Raw genomic sequence first — 17,221 nt, forward strand, 5'->3', positions numbered from 1 at the left:
AAAGGAAGTCTTTAAATTATGATTCTTCTGAAACAAATGGTAATAATCCCATGATACGTGCGCGTTTAACTGCTACAGTGATTTTGCGTTGGTTTTTAGCGCTTGTACCTGTTACACGACGAGGTAAAATTTTACCACGTTCACTGATGAAGCGTTTCAGTAATTCGATATCTTTATAATCAATATATTCAATATGGTTTGCTGCAATGTAATCTACTTTGCGACGTTTACGACCTCTTCTTTGTTGTGCCATTCCGTTTCCCTCCTATCAATTGTTAGAATGGTAAATCATCATCTGAAATGTCGATCGAAGATCCACTAAATGGATCCGAATCACGATCGAAGTCAGGCATCGTGTTTTTAGCTGACGGAGAAGATTGTTCAAAGTTGTTGTCAAAGCTATTATTGGATCCTTGCGCTCCACCGCCCTCAAAGTTAGGACTTTGTTGACGCTGTTCACTTGCATTACGTGATTCAAGCAGTTGGAAATTATCCGCAACTACTTCAGTAACGTATACTCTTTGCCCTTGCTGGTTTTCATAATTACGTGTCTGGATACGTCCAGTAACACCTAATAGAGTTCCTTTGCGAGCATAGTTTGCTAGTGTTTCTGCTGATTTACGCCAAATAACACAATTGATAAAATCTGCTTCGCGATTTCCACTTTGATTGGTAAAATTACGATTCACCGCCAAAGTAAAAGTAGCAACTGCAGTACCACTTGCAGTATAACGTAAATCTGGATCTTTTGTTAAGCGACCAACTAATACAACATTGTTAATCAAGTAAAGCCAGCTCCTTTCTCGTCAATTGTTTCACGTGAAACAATTACTCCTCAATCTTTACGATCATGTGACGAACGATATCGTCGTTGATTTTTGCTAGACGATCAAATTCGTTGATTGCACCGGCTGATGCTGGAGCAGTTGCATTGACGATATGGTAGACACCTTCACGGAATCCGTTCATTTCATATGCGAAACGGCGTTTTTCCCAATCTTTTGAATCGATAATTTCTGCACCATTATCTTTCAAAATTGTATCGAAACGTTCTACTAAAGCAGATTTTGCTTCTTCATCAATGTTGGGACGAATGATGTATGTGATTTCATACTTCGTATTTTCCATTGATTTTTCACCTCCCTATGGACTATAAGGCTCTTAGTTTGCTAAGAGCAAGGAGAGCGATCTAAAAAATATAGACTACTCACAAATAATCATTATACATAATCGTCCAGCAAAAATCAATTGTTTCTTTTAATCTCTTTGTTACTTACCATAAAGTACGTAAAAAGACTGAGAAAATTCTCAGTCTTTCGAAATTTATTCATTTGTTTCTTCGGTATTTGTTTCTACAACATCAACTGTTTCGTCCTCAGCTTCTTCAGCTTCATTTTCAACAACTGCCATAGTAACAACCTTAGTATTATCTTCCATCTTCATTAAGCGGACACCTAAAGTTGCCCGGCCTGTTTGAGAGACACTTGCCACGTTAAATCGAATAATGACACCTTTGTCAGTAATCAACAGGATATCTTCATCACCATTAACCGTAGCAAGACCAGCAAGCTGACCATTTTTATTAGTGATATTAGCCGTCTTAATACCCTTACCGCCTCGGCCTTTCACAGGATAGTCCGCTGCTTTAGTTCGTTTACCGTAGCCTTTTTCAGTAATTACTAGAACTTCTTGATCTTCTTTCAACACAGCGGATCCAATGACATAGTCGTCTTCTCGCAAACGTACACCTCGTACTCCGCTAGCTGTACGGCCCATGTCACGAACAGCTTTTTCAGCAAAAGTAACTGAATAGCCATTGTGAGTTCCCAAAATAATTGTTTCCTCGCCTTCTGTGAATAGAACATTAACTAACTCGTCATTTTCCTTCAGACCAATAGCAATTAAACCATTACTGCGAATATTAGAGAAAGCTGTAACAGTTGTTCGCTTAACAATTCCATTCTTCGTAACGAAGAATAAAAATTGTCCATCCGATGCTTCTCCAGTAACCGCAATGACTGCTTGGATTGTTTCACTAGAATCAATGCCCAGCAGATTAATAATCGGAATTCCCTTAGCTGTTCGACCGTATTCTGGAATTTCGTAACCTTTAGCACGATAAACTCTTCCTGTGTTAGTAAAGAATAGCAATGTATCGTGCGTCGAACATGAAATCAGATTTTTAACGAAATCATCATCGTGAATTCCCATTCCTTGAACGCCCCGACCACCACGACGTTGTGCTCTAAATTCGCTAGAGACCACTCGCTTAATATAGCCGTTATTCGTTAAAGTGATAACAATATCCTCTTCTTCAATTAGATCTTCATCTTCTAGGCTTAACACCTCACCTACCAGTAGTTCTGTTCTACGAGGATCACCGAATTTAGAAGATACTTCTTCTAATTCAGTTCGAATGATTTCTATCACTCGCTCAGGACGTGCTAGGATGTCATCTAAGTCCTCTATAAATTTTAGAAGCTCTTGGTATTCATTTTCAATTTTCTCTCGCTCTAAGCCTGTCAGACGACGTAGACGCATGTCTAAGATTGCTTGTGCTTGTCGATCGGATAATTCAAAACGCTCGATTAACGTGCTCTTGGCTATCTCATCGGATTCTGATCCTCGGATGATCGCAATGATTTCATCAATGTGATCTAAAGCTATCCGTAAACCTTCCAAAATGTGCGCACGAGCTTCTGCTTTACGTTTCTCGAATTTAGTTCGTCTGGTAATGACAATTTTTTGATGCGCCACATAGTTTTCTAAAATTTGTTTCAAATTCAGAATACGTGGGACACCATTTTCTATTGCCAGCATGTTGAAACTAAAAGACGTTTGCAATGAAGTCAATTTGTATAAGTTATTCAAAATAACTGACGCACTAACATCACGACGGACCTCGATAACTACCCGCATGCCTTCCCGAGAAGTTTCGTCTCGTAAATCAGTAATTCCTTCAATTCGCTTATCACGGTGAAGTTCGGAAATACGCTCAATTAATTTAGCTTTGTTAACCATGTATGGCAACTCAGTCACAATGATGCGTTCTTTTCCATTTTTTTGCTCTTCAATTTCGATCTTAGCTCGAACCGTAATCGAACCTTTTCCAGTTTCATATGCTCGACGGATACCCGATTTACCCATAACTAAACCACCGGTTGGGAAGTCAGGTCCAGGAATAGCTTCCATCAATTCTTGAGTAGTTACATCAGGATTATCCATCAATAAGCCAATTGCCTCGATTACTTCTCTTAAATTGTGTGGAGGAATATTAGTCGCCATACCAACTGCGATACCAGTAGCACCGTTAACAAGTAAATTAGGGAAACGAGCAGGCAAAACATCTGGTTCTTGTTCACTATCATCATAGTTTCCGTGATAATCTACTGTATCCTTATTAATATCCCGTAGCATTTCCATAGCAATTTTGCTAAGTCTTGCTTCTGTATACCGCATTGCCGCGGCACCGTCACCATCGACCGAACCAAAGTTCCCGTGACCATCTACCAGCATATTACGATAGCTGAAAGGTTGTGCCATCCGAACCATTGATTCATAAATCGCACTATCACCATGAGGATGATATTTACCCATCACATCCCCTACAATACGAGCGGATTTTTTATGAGGTTTATCTGGAGTTACCCCCAGTTCATTCATTCCATATAAAATTCTTCGGTGAACAGGTTTTAAGCCATCACGAACGTCCGGCAAAGCCCGAGCCACAATAACACTCATGGCGTAGTCGATGAAGGATTCTCGCATTTCACTGGTCAGATTGACATCATGGATATTTTCTCTTCTATCTTCCAAATCGATCCTCCTCACTAAATATCTAAGTTCTTAACGTAATGAGCGTTTTCTTCAATAAATGCTCGACGTGGTTCTACACGATCACCCATAAGCATTTCAAATACTTGGTCTGCTTCAATTGCATCATCTACACTAACCCGCAACATTAAACGATTATCTGGATCCATTGTTGTTTCCCACAATTGATGATCATCCATTTCACCTAACCCTTTGTAACGTTGAATATTCGCTTTTGGCGAAGCAGGAAGTTCAGATAATTTTAGCTGCAGCTCTTCCTCAGCATTTTTTCCTGGTTGAATATACGTAATGTTCTTACCTTGCTTAATTCCGTATAACGGTGGTTGAGCAATATACACATAACCTGCTTCAACAATTGGACGCATGTAACGATAGAACAGAGTTAACAATAACGTACGAATGTGAGCACCATCGACATCGGCATCAGTCATAATAACTAACTTGTGATAGCGGGCTTTCGATACATCAAAATCAGCACCAAATCCTGTCCCCATTGCTGTAAATAACGAACGGATCTCTTCATTGGCTAGGATCTTATCCATCGAAGCTTTTTCGACATTTAGGATTTTCCCACGGATTGGTAAAATTGCTTGGAACTCTCGGCTTCGCCCTTGTTTTGCAGATCCTCCAGCAGAATCCCCCTCAACGATGAATAATTCACAGCGTTCTGGATCATTACTAGAACAATCGGCTAATTTACCTGGAAGATTGCTGATCTCTAGCGCACCTTTTCGACGTGTTACCTCTCGAGCGCGTTTAGCAGCCAATCTTGCTTTAGCAGCCAGCATTCCCTTTTCAACAATTTGACGGCCTACGGATGGATTCTCCATTAAGAACTTTGATAGACTTTCTGAGAATAAACGATCTGTTACCGTACGTACCTCTGAGTTTCCTAATTTTGTCTTGGTTTGTCCTTCAAACTGCGGTTCTGGGTGCTTGATTGAAATAACTGCCGTTAATCCTTCACGAACATCTTCACCAGAAAGATTTTCATCGTTATCTTTCATAATTTTTTGTTTCCGAGCATAGTCATTAATTACACGGGTCAAAGCTGTTTTGAACCCAAATTCATGCGTTCCGCCTTCGTACGTGTGAATATTGTTCGCAAAACTCAAGATATTCGTGTGGTAGCCATCGGTATACTGCATAGCAACTTCTACAGTAATATCTTGCTGTTCTCCTTCAACAAAAACTGGTTCTTCAAATAAAACAGCTTTGTTGGCATTCAAGTGCTCAACGTAGCTCTTGATTCCGCCTTCGTAAAAATATTCTCTTAAAATTGGCTTTTCTGGACGCAAATCTTCAATTGAAATTTTTAATCCACGATTTAGAAACGCCAACTCGCGTACTCTTGTTGCCAATTTTTCAAAATTAAATTCCGTATCTTCTGTAAAGATTTCTGTATCTGGTACAAAGTGAACAGTCGTTCCATGCTTTTCTGTGTCGCCGATAATTTTTAAATCATCCACTACAGCACCACGACGATATTCTTGGTAATAAATTTTACCATTCTTGAAAACTCGTACATCCAAACTGCTGGACAAGGCATTAACCACCGAAGCCCCTACACCATGCAGACCACCAGAAACCTTGTACCCGCCGCCGCCAAATTTTCCTCCGGCATGCAAAACTGTATACACGGTTTCGAGAGCTGGACGTCCTGTTTTAGCTTGAATATCTACCGGGATTCCTCGTCCATCATCACTAACAGTGATACTATTGTCCTTTTCAACCATTACACAAATGCTAGTAGCAAATCCAGCTAATGCTTCGTCGATTGAATTATCAACAATTTCCCAAACTAAGTGATGCAATCCTTCTGTACTTGTGGAACCAATGTACATCCCAGGACGTTTACGAACGGCTTCTAAACCTTCGAGTACTTGAATTTGACTAGCATCATATTCCTGAGCTCGTTCTCGTAAACTCTTTTCTTCTTCTGTCATTTAGGTTTCTTTCCTTTCTATCTGTCCTTGCTGGACATAAAAGATATCCGGATGTACCGTCATCTTTCCTTTTACGTGTTCTAAGGTGGTGGTTGTCAAAAAAGTTTGAACCTTGTCTTCAATCGTTTCTAATAAGTGTATTTGACGATTATCATCCAATTCGCTCATCACATCATCCAAAAGCAACAAAGGATATTCTCCCGTTTCTTCTTTCATTAAGTCTATCTCTGCTAATTTAACACTTAAAGCAGTTGTCCGCTGTTGTCCTTGTGAACCATAAGTCTGAACATTCTGTCCGTTAACTAAAAAGCGCAAGTCATCTCGATGAGGACCAATTAAGGTTGTCCCTCTAAAAATTTCTCGCTTGCGGTTTCTCTGCAATTCACCGTAAAATATCTTTTGGATGTCGTCTGATTGCCCACTTTCAAGTAAGAAGCTGCTTACATACTCAATCTCTAAATGTTCTCTTTGATTAGTTATTCGCGTATGCAATTCATTCGACCAACGTTCCAATCGTTTAATAAATTGCAAACGATTAGTTAACACCTTGCTTCCAAATTCAACCAACTGTTCAGTCAGTACATCAAGATATATTTCATCCTTCTGTTTCTTTTCGGCTAATTGTTTAAGATAGAGATTTCGCTGTTTCAACGTCTTTTGATATTGTGCTAAGTCATAAAGATAGAGCGGACTAATCTGACCTAATTCCATATCGATAAAACGGCGTCTTTGTTGGGGACTTCCCTTCACTAGTGAAAGGTCTTCAGGTGCAAATAAGATGACATTCAGTTGGCCTATGTAGCTGCTTAATCGTTTCTGTTCAATGTGATTGACTTTTGATTTCCTACCTTTTTTTGTTAGCAACAGCTCTAATTCTGTCTCACTAGTTCCCTTAGATATACGACCTTTTATCTGTGCAAACTCTTCGTGCCAGCCAATCAACTCGTTTTCGGTGTTGGTACGGTGACTCCTTGTTAAGGCTAGTACATAGATACTCTCTAACAAATTGGTCTTTCCCTGTGCATTTTCGCCTAAAAAAACATTTAGACTATTAGGAAATTCCAAAAATAACTCTTGATAATTCCGATAATTTTTTAGCTGAAGCTTATTCAATTTCATCTTCAGTATTCCCATTTTTAGCCATAAAAAAAGTACCCATCTCAGGTATCTCGACCATCATGCCTGGATAGAGTTTCCGTCCACGGCGATTCTCCGGTTCACCATCTACGAATACAGTTTGCTCCGCTAAATACCATTTAGCTTGCCCACCACTAGAGATTAAGTTTATCTCTTTAAGTAACTGGCCGAGCGTCATATACTCAGTTTTTAAAACTATTTGTTGTTTCACATTTCATCCCTCATTTTCATTTCAGAGACACTACTATATTATACTCTTTTTTTAGTCAGAAAACAAATGAACTCGTTGTATTTTCCGTTTTAAGAAGCTTTGTTCTAATTTTAAAGTTTTAGTCCAAAAAGAAAAAAAGGTCTTAAAATCGATTTTAAGACCTTTTACACTCATTTTAGTTCTTTCTAAATTTTTCAAAAAGAATTATGAAACTTTTCAATTTAGTTTGTACGTACAGGAGTAATTAATTGAATAAATGATACTTCGCCTTCACTTGGTTCTAAAGTAAATGGTCGAATTGGTGAAATAAACCGAATAGTCATACTCATGTCACCAAACGCTCGCAACGCGTCTTTCATATAATCAGGATTGAAGGATATTTCTAATGGATCTCCTGTTACCTTCTCATAAGCAAGCTCTTCTTCTACCTTACCAATCTCTGGTGAATTCCCATAGAGAATTACAGAATCAGATTCAATCGCTAAACGAACAATATTATTTCTTCCTTCGTGTGACAATAAAGATGCTCGTTCGATAGCAGCTAATAGCGTTGGAACTGAAAAAGTAATTTCTGTATTAAAACTGGTCGGAATTAAACGGTTAGTATCCGGATAGTTTCCTTCTAACAAACGAGAGTAAAAATACATAGTCGGCGTTTTGAAAAGTACTTGATTTTCCATAATACTAATTTCCACTTCTGCTTCCTCGTCCGTTAATGAGCGTGAAAGTTCGACTAAACTTTTACCAGGAATAACGATATCAAAATCACTAGTTGCATTTTCAACAGGTACAATTCTTTGACTCATTCGATGCGAGTCTGTTGCAACAGATAATAATTGATTATTAGCTAACATGAAATGAACACCGGTTAAAATCGGACGGCTTTCATGTTGAGAAACAGCAAAGACCGTTTCGCCAATTAATTTTGTTAACATGTGGACAGGTAATTTTAATTGATTTTGTTCTTCCACAATCGGCAAATGTGGATAATTATCTGCATCCAATCCGTTGACCGTAAATTCAGCTGCTCCAGAAGTAATAGATACCTGGTAGTTGTCCAACACTTCTAAAGTAAATGTATTTTCAGGTAAACGACGGATAATTTCACTGAAGAAACGCGCTTGTAAAACAATCATTCCCGTCGATTCAATCTGAATCTGAGCTTTTTCATCATCGGCTGCTAAAAAGGTTTCAATAGAGATATCTGCATTGCTCCCTGTTAAGTTCAAACCTTCATCAGTTAAAACAATTTTTACACCAGTTAAAATAGGAATAGTTGTTTTGGTAGAAATGGCTCTTTGGACAGTTGCTAGTTCTTGTATAAAGCGTGAGCGATTAATTGTAAATTTCATAAGGAAACTCCTTTTTATATATATTTATTTATAGTACTAAGTAATAAAAGTAGTAGGTGCTGTGGATCTTGTGGAAAACAGACGAAAAGCTTTTATTTCTGGCTTTCTTGCTTGTGGAAAAGGTGTGGAAAACTCTCTCTTTTTTTACAAGGTTTTTCCACAGACTAGTTCAATAACAAATTTTTGATTTCAGCTACTTCTTGCTGAATACTGGTATCATTTTTTATTAATTGAGCAATTTTTTCATGAGCATGGATGACAGTCGTATGATCTTTCCCGCCAAATTCTGCACCAATTTTAGGTAGCGAACTATCGGTCATTTCTCGCGAAAGATACATAGCTATTTGTCGAGGTACAACAATGGCTTTTACTCGTTTTTTTCCTTTTAGATCTTTTACTTGAATATGGTAGTATTTAGCAACTTCTTCTTGGATTTGCGTGATGGACAACTGCGTGTTGCCAGTACCTTTTAAGCTTTTCAGTGCGTCAGCTGCTATGCTTGTAGTTATATCTGCATTATTCATGGTCGCAAAAGCTTGTACGCGAACAAGTGCCCCTTCTAACTCACGAATATTCGAATCAATTTGTCCTGCAATATAGCTCAACGTATCATCAGGAATCTCAAGATTTTCTGCTTGTGCCTTTTTCCGTAAAATGGCTGTTCGTGTTTCGAGGTCTGGTGGAGTAATGTCAACTGACAATCCCCAAGCAAAACGCGACACCAAACGTTCTTGGAGTTTTGGTATCTCATTCGGTAAACGATCGCTAGTTAAAACGATTTGTTTATTATCATTGTATAAATTCTCAAAGGTATGAAAGAATTCCTCTTGAGTAGCTTCTTTTTCCGCAAAAAACTGAATGTCATCAACTAGCAACAAATCAACATTTCGATATTCTTGCCGAAATTCTTCAGAAATTTTGTTTTTGATTGAGTTAATGAAATCATTAGCGAAGGTTTCGCTTGAGACATACTTAACCTTTGCCTGTGGATTAATGGAGAGCATTTGATGACCAATCGCATGCATCAAATGAGTTTTTCCTAATCCAACCCCTCCATAGAAGAACAAAGGATTATAAATAGATCCTGGTTCTTCAGCAACTACAAGTGCAGCGGCATGAGCCATCTGGTTTCCTTTACCAATTACGAAGGTGTCAAAGGTATATTTAGGATTGAGCATGGCCTTTTTTGTTACTTCAACTGCGGGTGTGGCCGGTTTTGTCACAGGTATAAAGACCGGAGCTTCGTCTGGAGTGACAAATGCCGGCATAATCTCATCCCCTGTTAATTTAAAGCCGATTTCAACAATTCTTGCAGCTAAATGTTTTTCCCAGTACTTTTTATGCAAATCACTGGTGACTTCAATGGTTATTTGATTGTTGTTAAAAGACAAAGGCTTGGCAGTGTCGACCCAAGCATCGTAGCTAGCAGGATTTAATTCTTTCTTGTAGCTATCTTTTAATTCCTGCCAGATATCTTCTAATGAGGTCAAATAATTCGCCTCCTACTTTAATAAAATTCAGATAGTCTTACTTTATCATTTTTTACGAAAGTTTTCCACAGGCAAAAACTGTGGCGTTTTTTTCTTCTCATTTTCCACAACGTGTATAACTAATAGAAAAGATATCCTCTTTGTTGAAAAAAAATATCCACAGGAATGTGGATAAGGCAAAGATTTCAAAATTATCCACGAGTATTTCCACAAAATGAATAGAAAACAAAGGCTGATTTTATAAAGTTTAAAGGAGTTATGCACAACACTTATCCACCGTGTGGAAAACTTATTCATCATTTAATATTCTGGGGAAAAATTCGAGAAAAAACTGGAGGGTATATTTTTGAGAAAAAATTATCCCCAACCAATGAGAACTTATCCCCAAAAAATGTGGATAAACTAAATATTTTTTTATTTTTTTCTGATTGACAAACTACTATGTAAGTCGTTATACTACTAAAGTATGTCTATGTATCGTTGGTAATGGAGGTGGAATAGATGAAAAGAACTTATCAACCTAATAAACGTAAACGTCAGAAAGTTCATGGTTTCCGCAAACGTATGAGCACAAAAAATGGCCGCCGTGTTTTAGCTAGCCGTCGCCGTAAAGGAAGAAAAGTACTTTCTGCTTAAACCACTGCCGGTCCAGTGGTTTTTTCTTTTTAATGAAAATGGCCGAATAAACTTCTAAATACATAGTAAGTTTAAAGATGTCTAGCTTCACGAACTAGCTTTATCGATCTTAAGCGAAAAAGCCGAACTTGTTCGTGGAGCTTTTTTTATGCAAAAGGATCTATTTTTCTTTTTTCATTTAAATGAGGTGAATCCTTAATTTGAAGTATGGTATTATTGATAAGTATAGATTTAAAGAAACGAAGGAAGCTGAATGAAAAAAGCATACCGTGTAAAAAAAGAGAAAGAATTTCAAAGAGTTTTTCAGGAGGGAACTTCCTTTGCCAATCGCAAATTTGTAGTTTATCGATTAGAACCTTCTGATCAAACCCATTTTAGAGTGGGACTTTCTGTAGGTAAAAAAGTAGGGAATGCTGTGAACAGGAATCGTGTAAAGCGGCTTATTCGAGCAGTTCTGCAAGAATTATCGCCAACAATTGATCCTAGACTTGATTTTATAGTCATTGCTCGCCCAGCAATAAAAAGTCTTTCCTATGAAGAAGTGCGCTCTAATTTGATACACGTACTAAAGTTAGCAAAAATATTGAATGAGGAAGGGAACAGAATTAAGTGAAGAAATACAATCGAATACTTTTAATGGCAGGATTACTTTCGCTGGTAGTTTTGCTATCTGCCTGTGGTACCGGTGACGTAGATTCAACGAGTACCGGCATTTGGAGTCGTTACATTATCTATTATTTTGGTGAGGCGATTAAGGGGTTATCCTTTGGCAATGTCGGGATTGGTATTATATTATTTACTCTGATTATTCGGGTTATCTTAATGCCATTGATGCACTTCCAGACTAAAAGCATGCGTAAAACGCAAGATTTGCAACCAAAAATCAAAGCGCTTCAACAAAAATACGCATCTCGTGATCAAGAGACACAAGCCAAACTTCAAGCAGAAACAAAAAAACTGTACGCTGAACACAATGTAAATCCTTATGCAGGGTGTCTACCGCTGTTAGTTCAGATGCCAGTAATGATTGCCTTATATCAATCAATCTTGCGTATCCCAGCACTAAGACAAGGGCAGTTTATGTGGTTAGATTTGAGCCGTCCAGATCCATACTTTATTTTGCCTATTTTAGCGGCTATTTTTACTTTTGCTAGTACGTACTTGTCAAGTATGAGTCAACTGGAATCGAATCCGACGACTAAAATTATGAATTTCTTCATGCCAGTAATGATTTTTGTTATGGGAATGAATTTGGCTAGTGGATTATCACTTTATTGGGTGGTATCAAATGCTTTCCAAACGGTACAGACACTACTTTTAAACAACCCGTTTAAAATTCGTCAGGAAAGAGCAGAAGAAGCACAACGGATTCGTCAGCGTGAGCGAGCATTGGAAAGGGCAAAGAATCCTAAGAAGAAAAAACGTAAGAAATAGAGCCTTTATATCAGAAAATAGTTTGATACATGGCCAAGAAATAGAACAAGGAGGTAATGGTGAATGCCTGTTTATGAAGGTGCAACGATTGACGAAGCAATCAAGCATGGATTAGATGTTCTAGGGTTAACAAAAGATGAAGTAGAGATCAACATCTTGGGTGAAGGAAAAAAAGGTTTTTTAGGAATTGGTAAAAAGAATGCGCAAGTTTCTATTGAACCAACTGTTTCTGAAGAAATCAGCGAAGCTGTAGAAGAAGTTGTGACAGAAACAGTAGTGAGAGAAAAAATTGCTGAAGTCGATTTATCTGATACTCTAACGGAATTAGATAATGAGGAAGCTTTAAAACAATTAGCTGTTTACTTAACTGAGGTAACTAAAGAAATGGGGGTTCCTGCTTTAGTCAAGGTTGATCGTGGAGACAATGGCTTAATGATTTTAAACTTGGAAACAGATAAGCAAGGGATGTTAATTGGTAAACATGGAAAAATATTAAATGCTTTGCAGTATTTAGCACAGGTATTTGTTCATCGAGTAGCAAAAAATAAACTATCAGTGGTAGTTAATGTAGGCAATTACCGCCAAAAACGTGAAGAAGTACTTGTTAGATTAGCTAAACGTACTGCAGAAAAAGTCAAAGAAACGGGACGACCAGTATTTTTAGAACCAATGCCGGCTTTTGAACGCAAGATGATCCACTCAGCATTAAGTTATGATGAGTACATCAAGACACATTCTGAAGGTGAAGAGCCTTATCGCTATCTGGTGGTAGAACCTGCAAAAAAATACTTTTAATAAATAATAGATAACCGTGTCCCTGTGATACGGTTTTTTTGTGACTTAAAAGAGATGATTTCAACAGTTTCTCATTTAAATCCTTCAGAACTGATTGACAAAGAACTGGAAAGCAAGTATATTGTGGTAGAAATCATTCTTATCAAGGTATACGACAGAATTGTGTCTACTTTGATATGACCCTCGTCGTGGCGGGGGTTTTTTCAACTTGAAAAAGAAAATAAAATGTGCTAATCTAGCACAAGTATAAAGAGACAGCAGTCAAAGTGCTAAGTCCACCCCTATATAAAGGGGTGGAGTGGGCACTTTTTTTGTGTATTTAAGGAGGATTTTTTGTGGCAGAGATCTTGGAATTTGACACAATTGCAGCTATTTCTACCCCTCCTGGGGAAGGGGCTATCAGCATTGTTCGTTTAAGTGGCGATCAAGCAGTGGAGATTGCCGATAAAGTATTTCAGAGTGGTAAAAAGACACTGAAGAAAGTAGCTAGTCATACTCTCCACTATGGACATATTGTGGACCCGAATAATCAACAACTGATTGATGAAGTTATGGTTAGTGTTATGCGAGCCCCAAAAACTTTCACTAGAGAAGACGTTGTAGAAATTAACTGTCATGGAGGTATTGTGGTAGTTAATGAATTGCTGCAGTTAATGCTGCGTGAAGGAGCTCGTTTGGCGGAACCAGGAGAATTTACCAAACGCGCATTTCTAAATGGAAGAGTAGACTTATCTCAAGCTGAGGCAGTCATGGACTTGATCCGTGCAAAAACAGATAGGGCGATGAATGTTGCTATTAATCAATTAGATGGTAATTTATCTAGATTAATTCGTCAATTGCGTCAAGAAATCCTTGAAACCTTAGCTCAGGTTGAAGTAAATATAGATTATCCTGAATATGATGATGTTGAAGAATTGACTGCGCGATTATTAGTAGAAAAAGCGGCTCAAGTAGGTCAGCAACTTGATGCATTACTGCTTAATGCTAAACAAGGAAAAATATTACGAGAAGGATTAAGCACGGCGATCATTGGACGTCCAAATGTGGGCAAATCAAGTTTATTGAATTACTTGTTGCATGAGGAAAAAGCAATTGTTACCGACGTTGCAGGAACTACCAGGGATGTGATCGAAGAATATGTCAATGTCCGTGGTGTACCGCTTAAATTAGTTGATACAGCGGGGATTCGTGAAACAGAAGATATTGTTGAACGTATTGGAGTGGAGCGAAGCCGTAAAGCGTTAAGCGAAGCAGACTTGATCTTGCTGGTATTAAACCAAGGTGAGTATCTGACATCAGAAGATTACAAGCTGCTGGAGACTACTCAAGATTTAAAACGGATTATATTGTTGAACAAAACAGATATTCCTTCTAAATTGGAGCGTGATGAATTAAAACGGCTAACTGAAGAAGATGAATTATTGGCAATATCTGTTTTAAAGCAAGATGGTTTGGATCAATTAGAAGAAGCAATTGCTGCCTTGTTTTTTGGTGGAAAAACTGGTGAGAAAGACGCAACATATGTCTCTAATACTCGGCACATTGCACTGCTGGAGAACGCCTCACAGGCTCTTAAAGAGGTTCAAAGTGGAATTGAGGCTGGTATGCCCGTCGATCTTATTCAAATTGATATGACGCGTTGTTGGGACTATTTAGGTGAGATTGTCGGAGATAGTGTTCAAGATGAGTTAATTACTCAATTGTTTAGTCAATTCTGTTTAGGAAAATAAAGGAGAGAGATATGGAATATCAAGCAGAAGCTTATGATGTAATAGTAGTAGGAGCTGGTCATGCTGGCTCGGAAGCAGCATTAGCTGCTTCTCGTATGGGATCAAAAACTCTGTTAATTACAATTAATTTGGAAATGGTAGCTTTTATGCCTTGTAATCCATCTATTGGAGGTCCTGCTAAAGGAGTTGTTGTCCGTGAAATTGATGCATTAGGCGGAGAAATGGGTAAAAACATTGATAAAACATACATTCAAATGCGCATGCTAAATACTGGCAAAGGTCCAGCAGTGCGTGCTTTAAGAGCTCAAGCAGACAAACATGCATATGCTGAAGAAATGAAACATACTATTGAAAAAGAAAAAAATTTAACTCTGAAACAAGGTGTGGTTGATCGCTTAGTAGTGGAGGATGGAATTTGTAAAGGAATAGTGACAGCCACTGGTGCAATACATTCTGCTAAAGCAGTCATTATTACAGCTGGAACAGCCCTGCGAGGTGAAATTATTATTGGTGAATTGAAATATTCTTCTGGACCCAATAATTCACAACCGTCAATTAAGCTAGCGGATAGTTTAAAGGAATTAGGTTTTGAAATTCATCGTTTCAAAACAGGGACACCTCCTCGGGTGAAATCAGGTTCCATTGACTACACTAAAACTGAAATACAACCAGGAGACGAAGCGCCTAATCATTTTAGTTATGAAACGCCAGATGAATCATATAACCAAGATCAAGTACCTTGTTGGTTAACTTATACTAATCCTAAAAGTCATGAAATTATTCAAGCAAATCTTTATCGAGCACCAATGTTTACAGGAATAGTGGAAGGGGTAGGTGCTCGATATTGCCCTTCTATCGAGGATAAAATTGTTCGTTTTTCTGATAAAAACCGTCACCAATTATTTTTAGAGCCAGAAGGATTGCATACAGAAGAAGTATACGTGCAAGGACTTTCAACTTCATTACCTGAAGATGTACAAAATGATGTCTTGCATTCAATTGAAGGCCTGGAACAGGCTGAAATGATGCGTACAGGTTATGCAATTGAATACGACATGGTTGCACCTCATCAATTGCGACCAACATTAGAAACAAAAGTTGTTGCAAACCTTTATACTGCTGGACAAACTAATGGTACCAGCGGCTATGAGGAAGCTGCTGGACAAGGATTGATTGCAGGAATTAACGCAGCTTTAAAAATCCAAAGCAAAGAACCATTTATCATGAAGCGTAGTGATGGGTATATTGGCGTAATGATCGATGATCTAGTAACCAAAGGTACGAACGAACCTTACCGTTTATTAACATCAAGAGCAGAATATCGTTTGATATTGCGGCATGATAATGCTGACCTTCGTTTAACAGAATTTGGATATAAATTTGGACTGGTTAATGAGGAGCAACACCAACGATATTTAGTCAAAAAAGCAAATGTTGAAAAAGAAATTAGTCGTTTGCAAAAGATTCGTATTAAACCAACACCAGAGGTTCAAAGCTTTTTACGCGGAAAGAGTAGTGCTGAATTAAAAGATGGTGTTCTAGCAGCTGATTTTTTGAAACGTCCAGAAATCACTTATCATGAAGTTCTGCAATTTATACCTTCTAACGATGGATTAACTGCTAAAGAAGTTGAGCAGGTAGAAATTCAAATTAAATACGAAGGTTATATTAAAAAAGCAATGGAAAAGGTAGAAAAGTTAAAACGTCTGGAAGCCAAAAAAATTCCTGACCGAATTGATTATGAAGCAATTAATGGTCTAGCAACAGAAGCTCGTCAAAAATTGAAAAAAATTCAACCTAGAACAATAGCACAAGCTAGTCGAATAAGTGGCGTAAATCCCGCAGATATTAGTATATTAATGGTCTACATTGAACAAGGGAAAATAGCTAAAGTAAAAGCCTGAATAACTTGATACCAAGCTATTCCTGTGTTCCATGTGAAACACTCAAAAGTGATTGAATGCCATACGTTTTAAAAAACCATATATTTAGCAAGATTAGCGGACATTTCATCTTGCTTGGTCTGAGTTACTATAATGTAGATGTTGGTCGTTATTTTTGTGGGCTCGTGGTCAAGTCATTGAGATATGTCTTTGATAGTAGCACCACTTTCAAGAAGAAGCGATGTATTCGTTTTTCTAAAGTCATGTACTTTGATAATCTTCATGTCTGAAAAGTGATTTGCTACTTTCTTCCTCACGTTGTTAGCATATGATTTATACAAGTATTGGGTTTCACTTTTCAAAACAGCATTACAAAGACTATACTTTTACTAAAATTTTTATCTCGGATGCCTAAACGTAGCTTTTCATGAAGAATACAATTTTCAATGTTTTTTGGACAAGATCACTACATTTTTTGTTTGAGTTCATAATAGTTTGATAGTATTGGCACATAAAATACTATAAGATAGGACAATTAGAGGACATGGATATTGGCGTTGATGGTCAGTGATGTTAGGTGGAGTTATGTGCGTTTATCTGGATTTTATAACCGCATAAAGATTGAAATAGCTTGATAAAAATACCTACTTGGATCTATTAAATAACATCGTTGTATATAAAAAGGTCTATTGGATAAAAATAAAATCTAAAGCTAGAAGCCTTTTATCGAGGTTTCTAGTTTTTTTCTCTGTTTATTTTTTATCGCAAGTCAT

General features: G+C 37.7%; 15 protein-coding genes. 6 read left to right on the top strand and 9 right to left on the bottom strand.

Translation table 11 applies throughout. The features are described from left to right. Nucleotides 1-16 precede the first annotated feature (16 nt). The 9 genes from rpsR to dnaA form a co-directional block, all read right to left on the bottom strand. Complete coding sequence (gene rpsR, locus IGI49_RS14035) at nucleotides 17-253, bottom strand: 30S ribosomal protein S18 (protein WP_429962208.1); 237 nt, start codon at nucleotides 251-253, stop codon at nucleotides 17-19. A 22-nt stretch (nucleotides 254-275) separates the two neighbouring features. After that, entirely contained in the window at nucleotides 276-785 is a 510-nt protein-coding gene (gene ssb, locus IGI49_RS14040) for a single-stranded DNA-binding protein (RefSeq protein ID WP_207702392.1), read from the bottom strand. Nucleotides 786-828: 43 nt separating this feature from the next. Continuing rightward, nucleotides 829-1,128, bottom strand: a complete 300-nt coding sequence (rpsF, locus tag IGI49_RS14045) for a 30S ribosomal protein S6 (RefSeq protein WP_429962209.1) — start codon at nucleotides 1,126-1,128, stop codon at nucleotides 829-831. 195 nt (nucleotides 1,129-1,323) lie between these two features. Next, nucleotides 1,324-3,816, bottom strand: a complete 2,493-nt coding sequence (gene gyrA, locus IGI49_RS14050) for a DNA gyrase subunit A (RefSeq protein WP_429962210.1) — start codon at nucleotides 3,814-3,816, stop codon at nucleotides 1,324-1,326. Nucleotides 3,817-3,830: 14 nt separating this feature from the next. Further along, nucleotides 3,831-5,780 carry a DNA topoisomerase (ATP-hydrolyzing) subunit B gene (gyrB, locus tag IGI49_RS14055; protein ID WP_429962211.1) on the bottom strand — a complete coding sequence of 650 codons (1,950 nt, stop codon included), beginning with the start codon at nucleotides 5,778-5,780 and terminating at the stop codon, nucleotides 3,831-3,833. Continuing rightward, nucleotides 5,781-6,899, bottom strand: a complete 1,119-nt coding sequence (recF, locus tag IGI49_RS14060) for a DNA replication/repair protein RecF (RefSeq protein WP_429962212.1) — start codon at nucleotides 6,897-6,899, stop codon at nucleotides 5,781-5,783. Then, nucleotides 6,886-7,128 (bottom strand): S4 domain-containing protein YaaA, encoded by a 243-nt coding sequence (gene yaaA, locus IGI49_RS14065; RefSeq protein WP_207702396.1) that lies wholly within the window; start codon nucleotides 7,126-7,128, stop codon nucleotides 6,886-6,888. The genes recF and yaaA overlap by 14 nt, the downstream gene beginning before the upstream one ends. Nucleotides 7,129-7,349: 221 nt before the next feature. Next, a complete protein-coding gene (dnaN, locus tag IGI49_RS14070; RefSeq protein WP_429962213.1) occupies nucleotides 7,350-8,480 on the bottom strand; it encodes a DNA polymerase III subunit beta in 1,131 nt (376 codons plus the stop codon). Between the two features lie 164 nt (nucleotides 8,481-8,644). Then, nucleotides 8,645-9,952: a chromosomal replication initiator protein DnaA gene (gene dnaA, locus IGI49_RS14075; RefSeq protein ID WP_429964922.1), complete on the bottom strand. Its 1,308-nt coding sequence runs from the start codon at nucleotides 9,950-9,952 to the stop codon at nucleotides 8,645-8,647. Between the two features lie 519 nt (nucleotides 9,953-10,471). Between dnaA and rpmH the strand changes: the two genes are divergently transcribed. The 6 genes from rpmH (at nucleotide 10,472) to mnmG (ending at nucleotide 16,469) form a co-directional block, all read left to right on the top strand. Beyond that, on the top strand, nucleotides 10,472-10,606 hold the full coding sequence (gene rpmH / locus IGI49_RS14080) for a 50S ribosomal protein L34 (RefSeq protein WP_002293121.1): 135 nt from the start codon (nucleotides 10,472-10,474) through the stop codon (nucleotides 10,604-10,606). A 253-nt stretch (nucleotides 10,607-10,859) separates the two neighbouring features. Further along, nucleotides 10,860-11,219, top strand: a complete 360-nt coding sequence (gene rnpA / locus IGI49_RS14085; protein WP_207702399.1) for a ribonuclease P protein component — start codon at nucleotides 10,860-10,862, stop codon at nucleotides 11,217-11,219. Beyond that, entirely contained in the window at nucleotides 11,216-12,040 is an 825-nt protein-coding gene (locus IGI49_RS14090; RefSeq protein WP_207702400.1) for a membrane protein insertase YidC, read from the top strand. Before rnpA ends, IGI49_RS14090 begins: the two co-directional genes overlap by 4 nt. Nucleotides 12,041-12,103: 63 nt before the next feature. Then, nucleotides 12,104-12,835, top strand: coding sequence for an RNA-binding cell elongation regulator Jag/EloR (gene jag / locus IGI49_RS14095; RefSeq protein ID WP_207702401.1), 732 nt, complete (start codon nucleotides 12,104-12,106; stop codon nucleotides 12,833-12,835). A gap of 335 nt (nucleotides 12,836-13,170) precedes the next feature. After that, nucleotides 13,171-14,565 carry a tRNA uridine-5-carboxymethylaminomethyl(34) synthesis GTPase MnmE gene (gene mnmE / locus IGI49_RS14100; RefSeq protein WP_429962214.1) on the top strand — a complete coding sequence of 465 codons (1,395 nt, stop codon included), beginning with the start codon at nucleotides 13,171-13,173 and terminating at the stop codon, nucleotides 14,563-14,565. 11 nt (nucleotides 14,566-14,576) lie between these two features. Further along, complete coding sequence (mnmG, locus tag IGI49_RS14105; protein WP_429962215.1) at nucleotides 14,577-16,469, top strand: tRNA uridine-5-carboxymethylaminomethyl(34) synthesis enzyme MnmG; 1,893 nt, start codon at nucleotides 14,577-14,579, stop codon at nucleotides 16,467-16,469. The last annotated feature ends 752 nt before the right edge of the window (nucleotides 16,470-17,221 follow it).

The organism is Enterococcus sp. AZ071, assembly GCF_050499065.1.
In the GTDB taxonomy this organism is placed as follows: Bacteria; Bacillota; Bacilli; order Lactobacillales; family Enterococcaceae; genus Enterococcus_A; species Enterococcus_A ferrettii.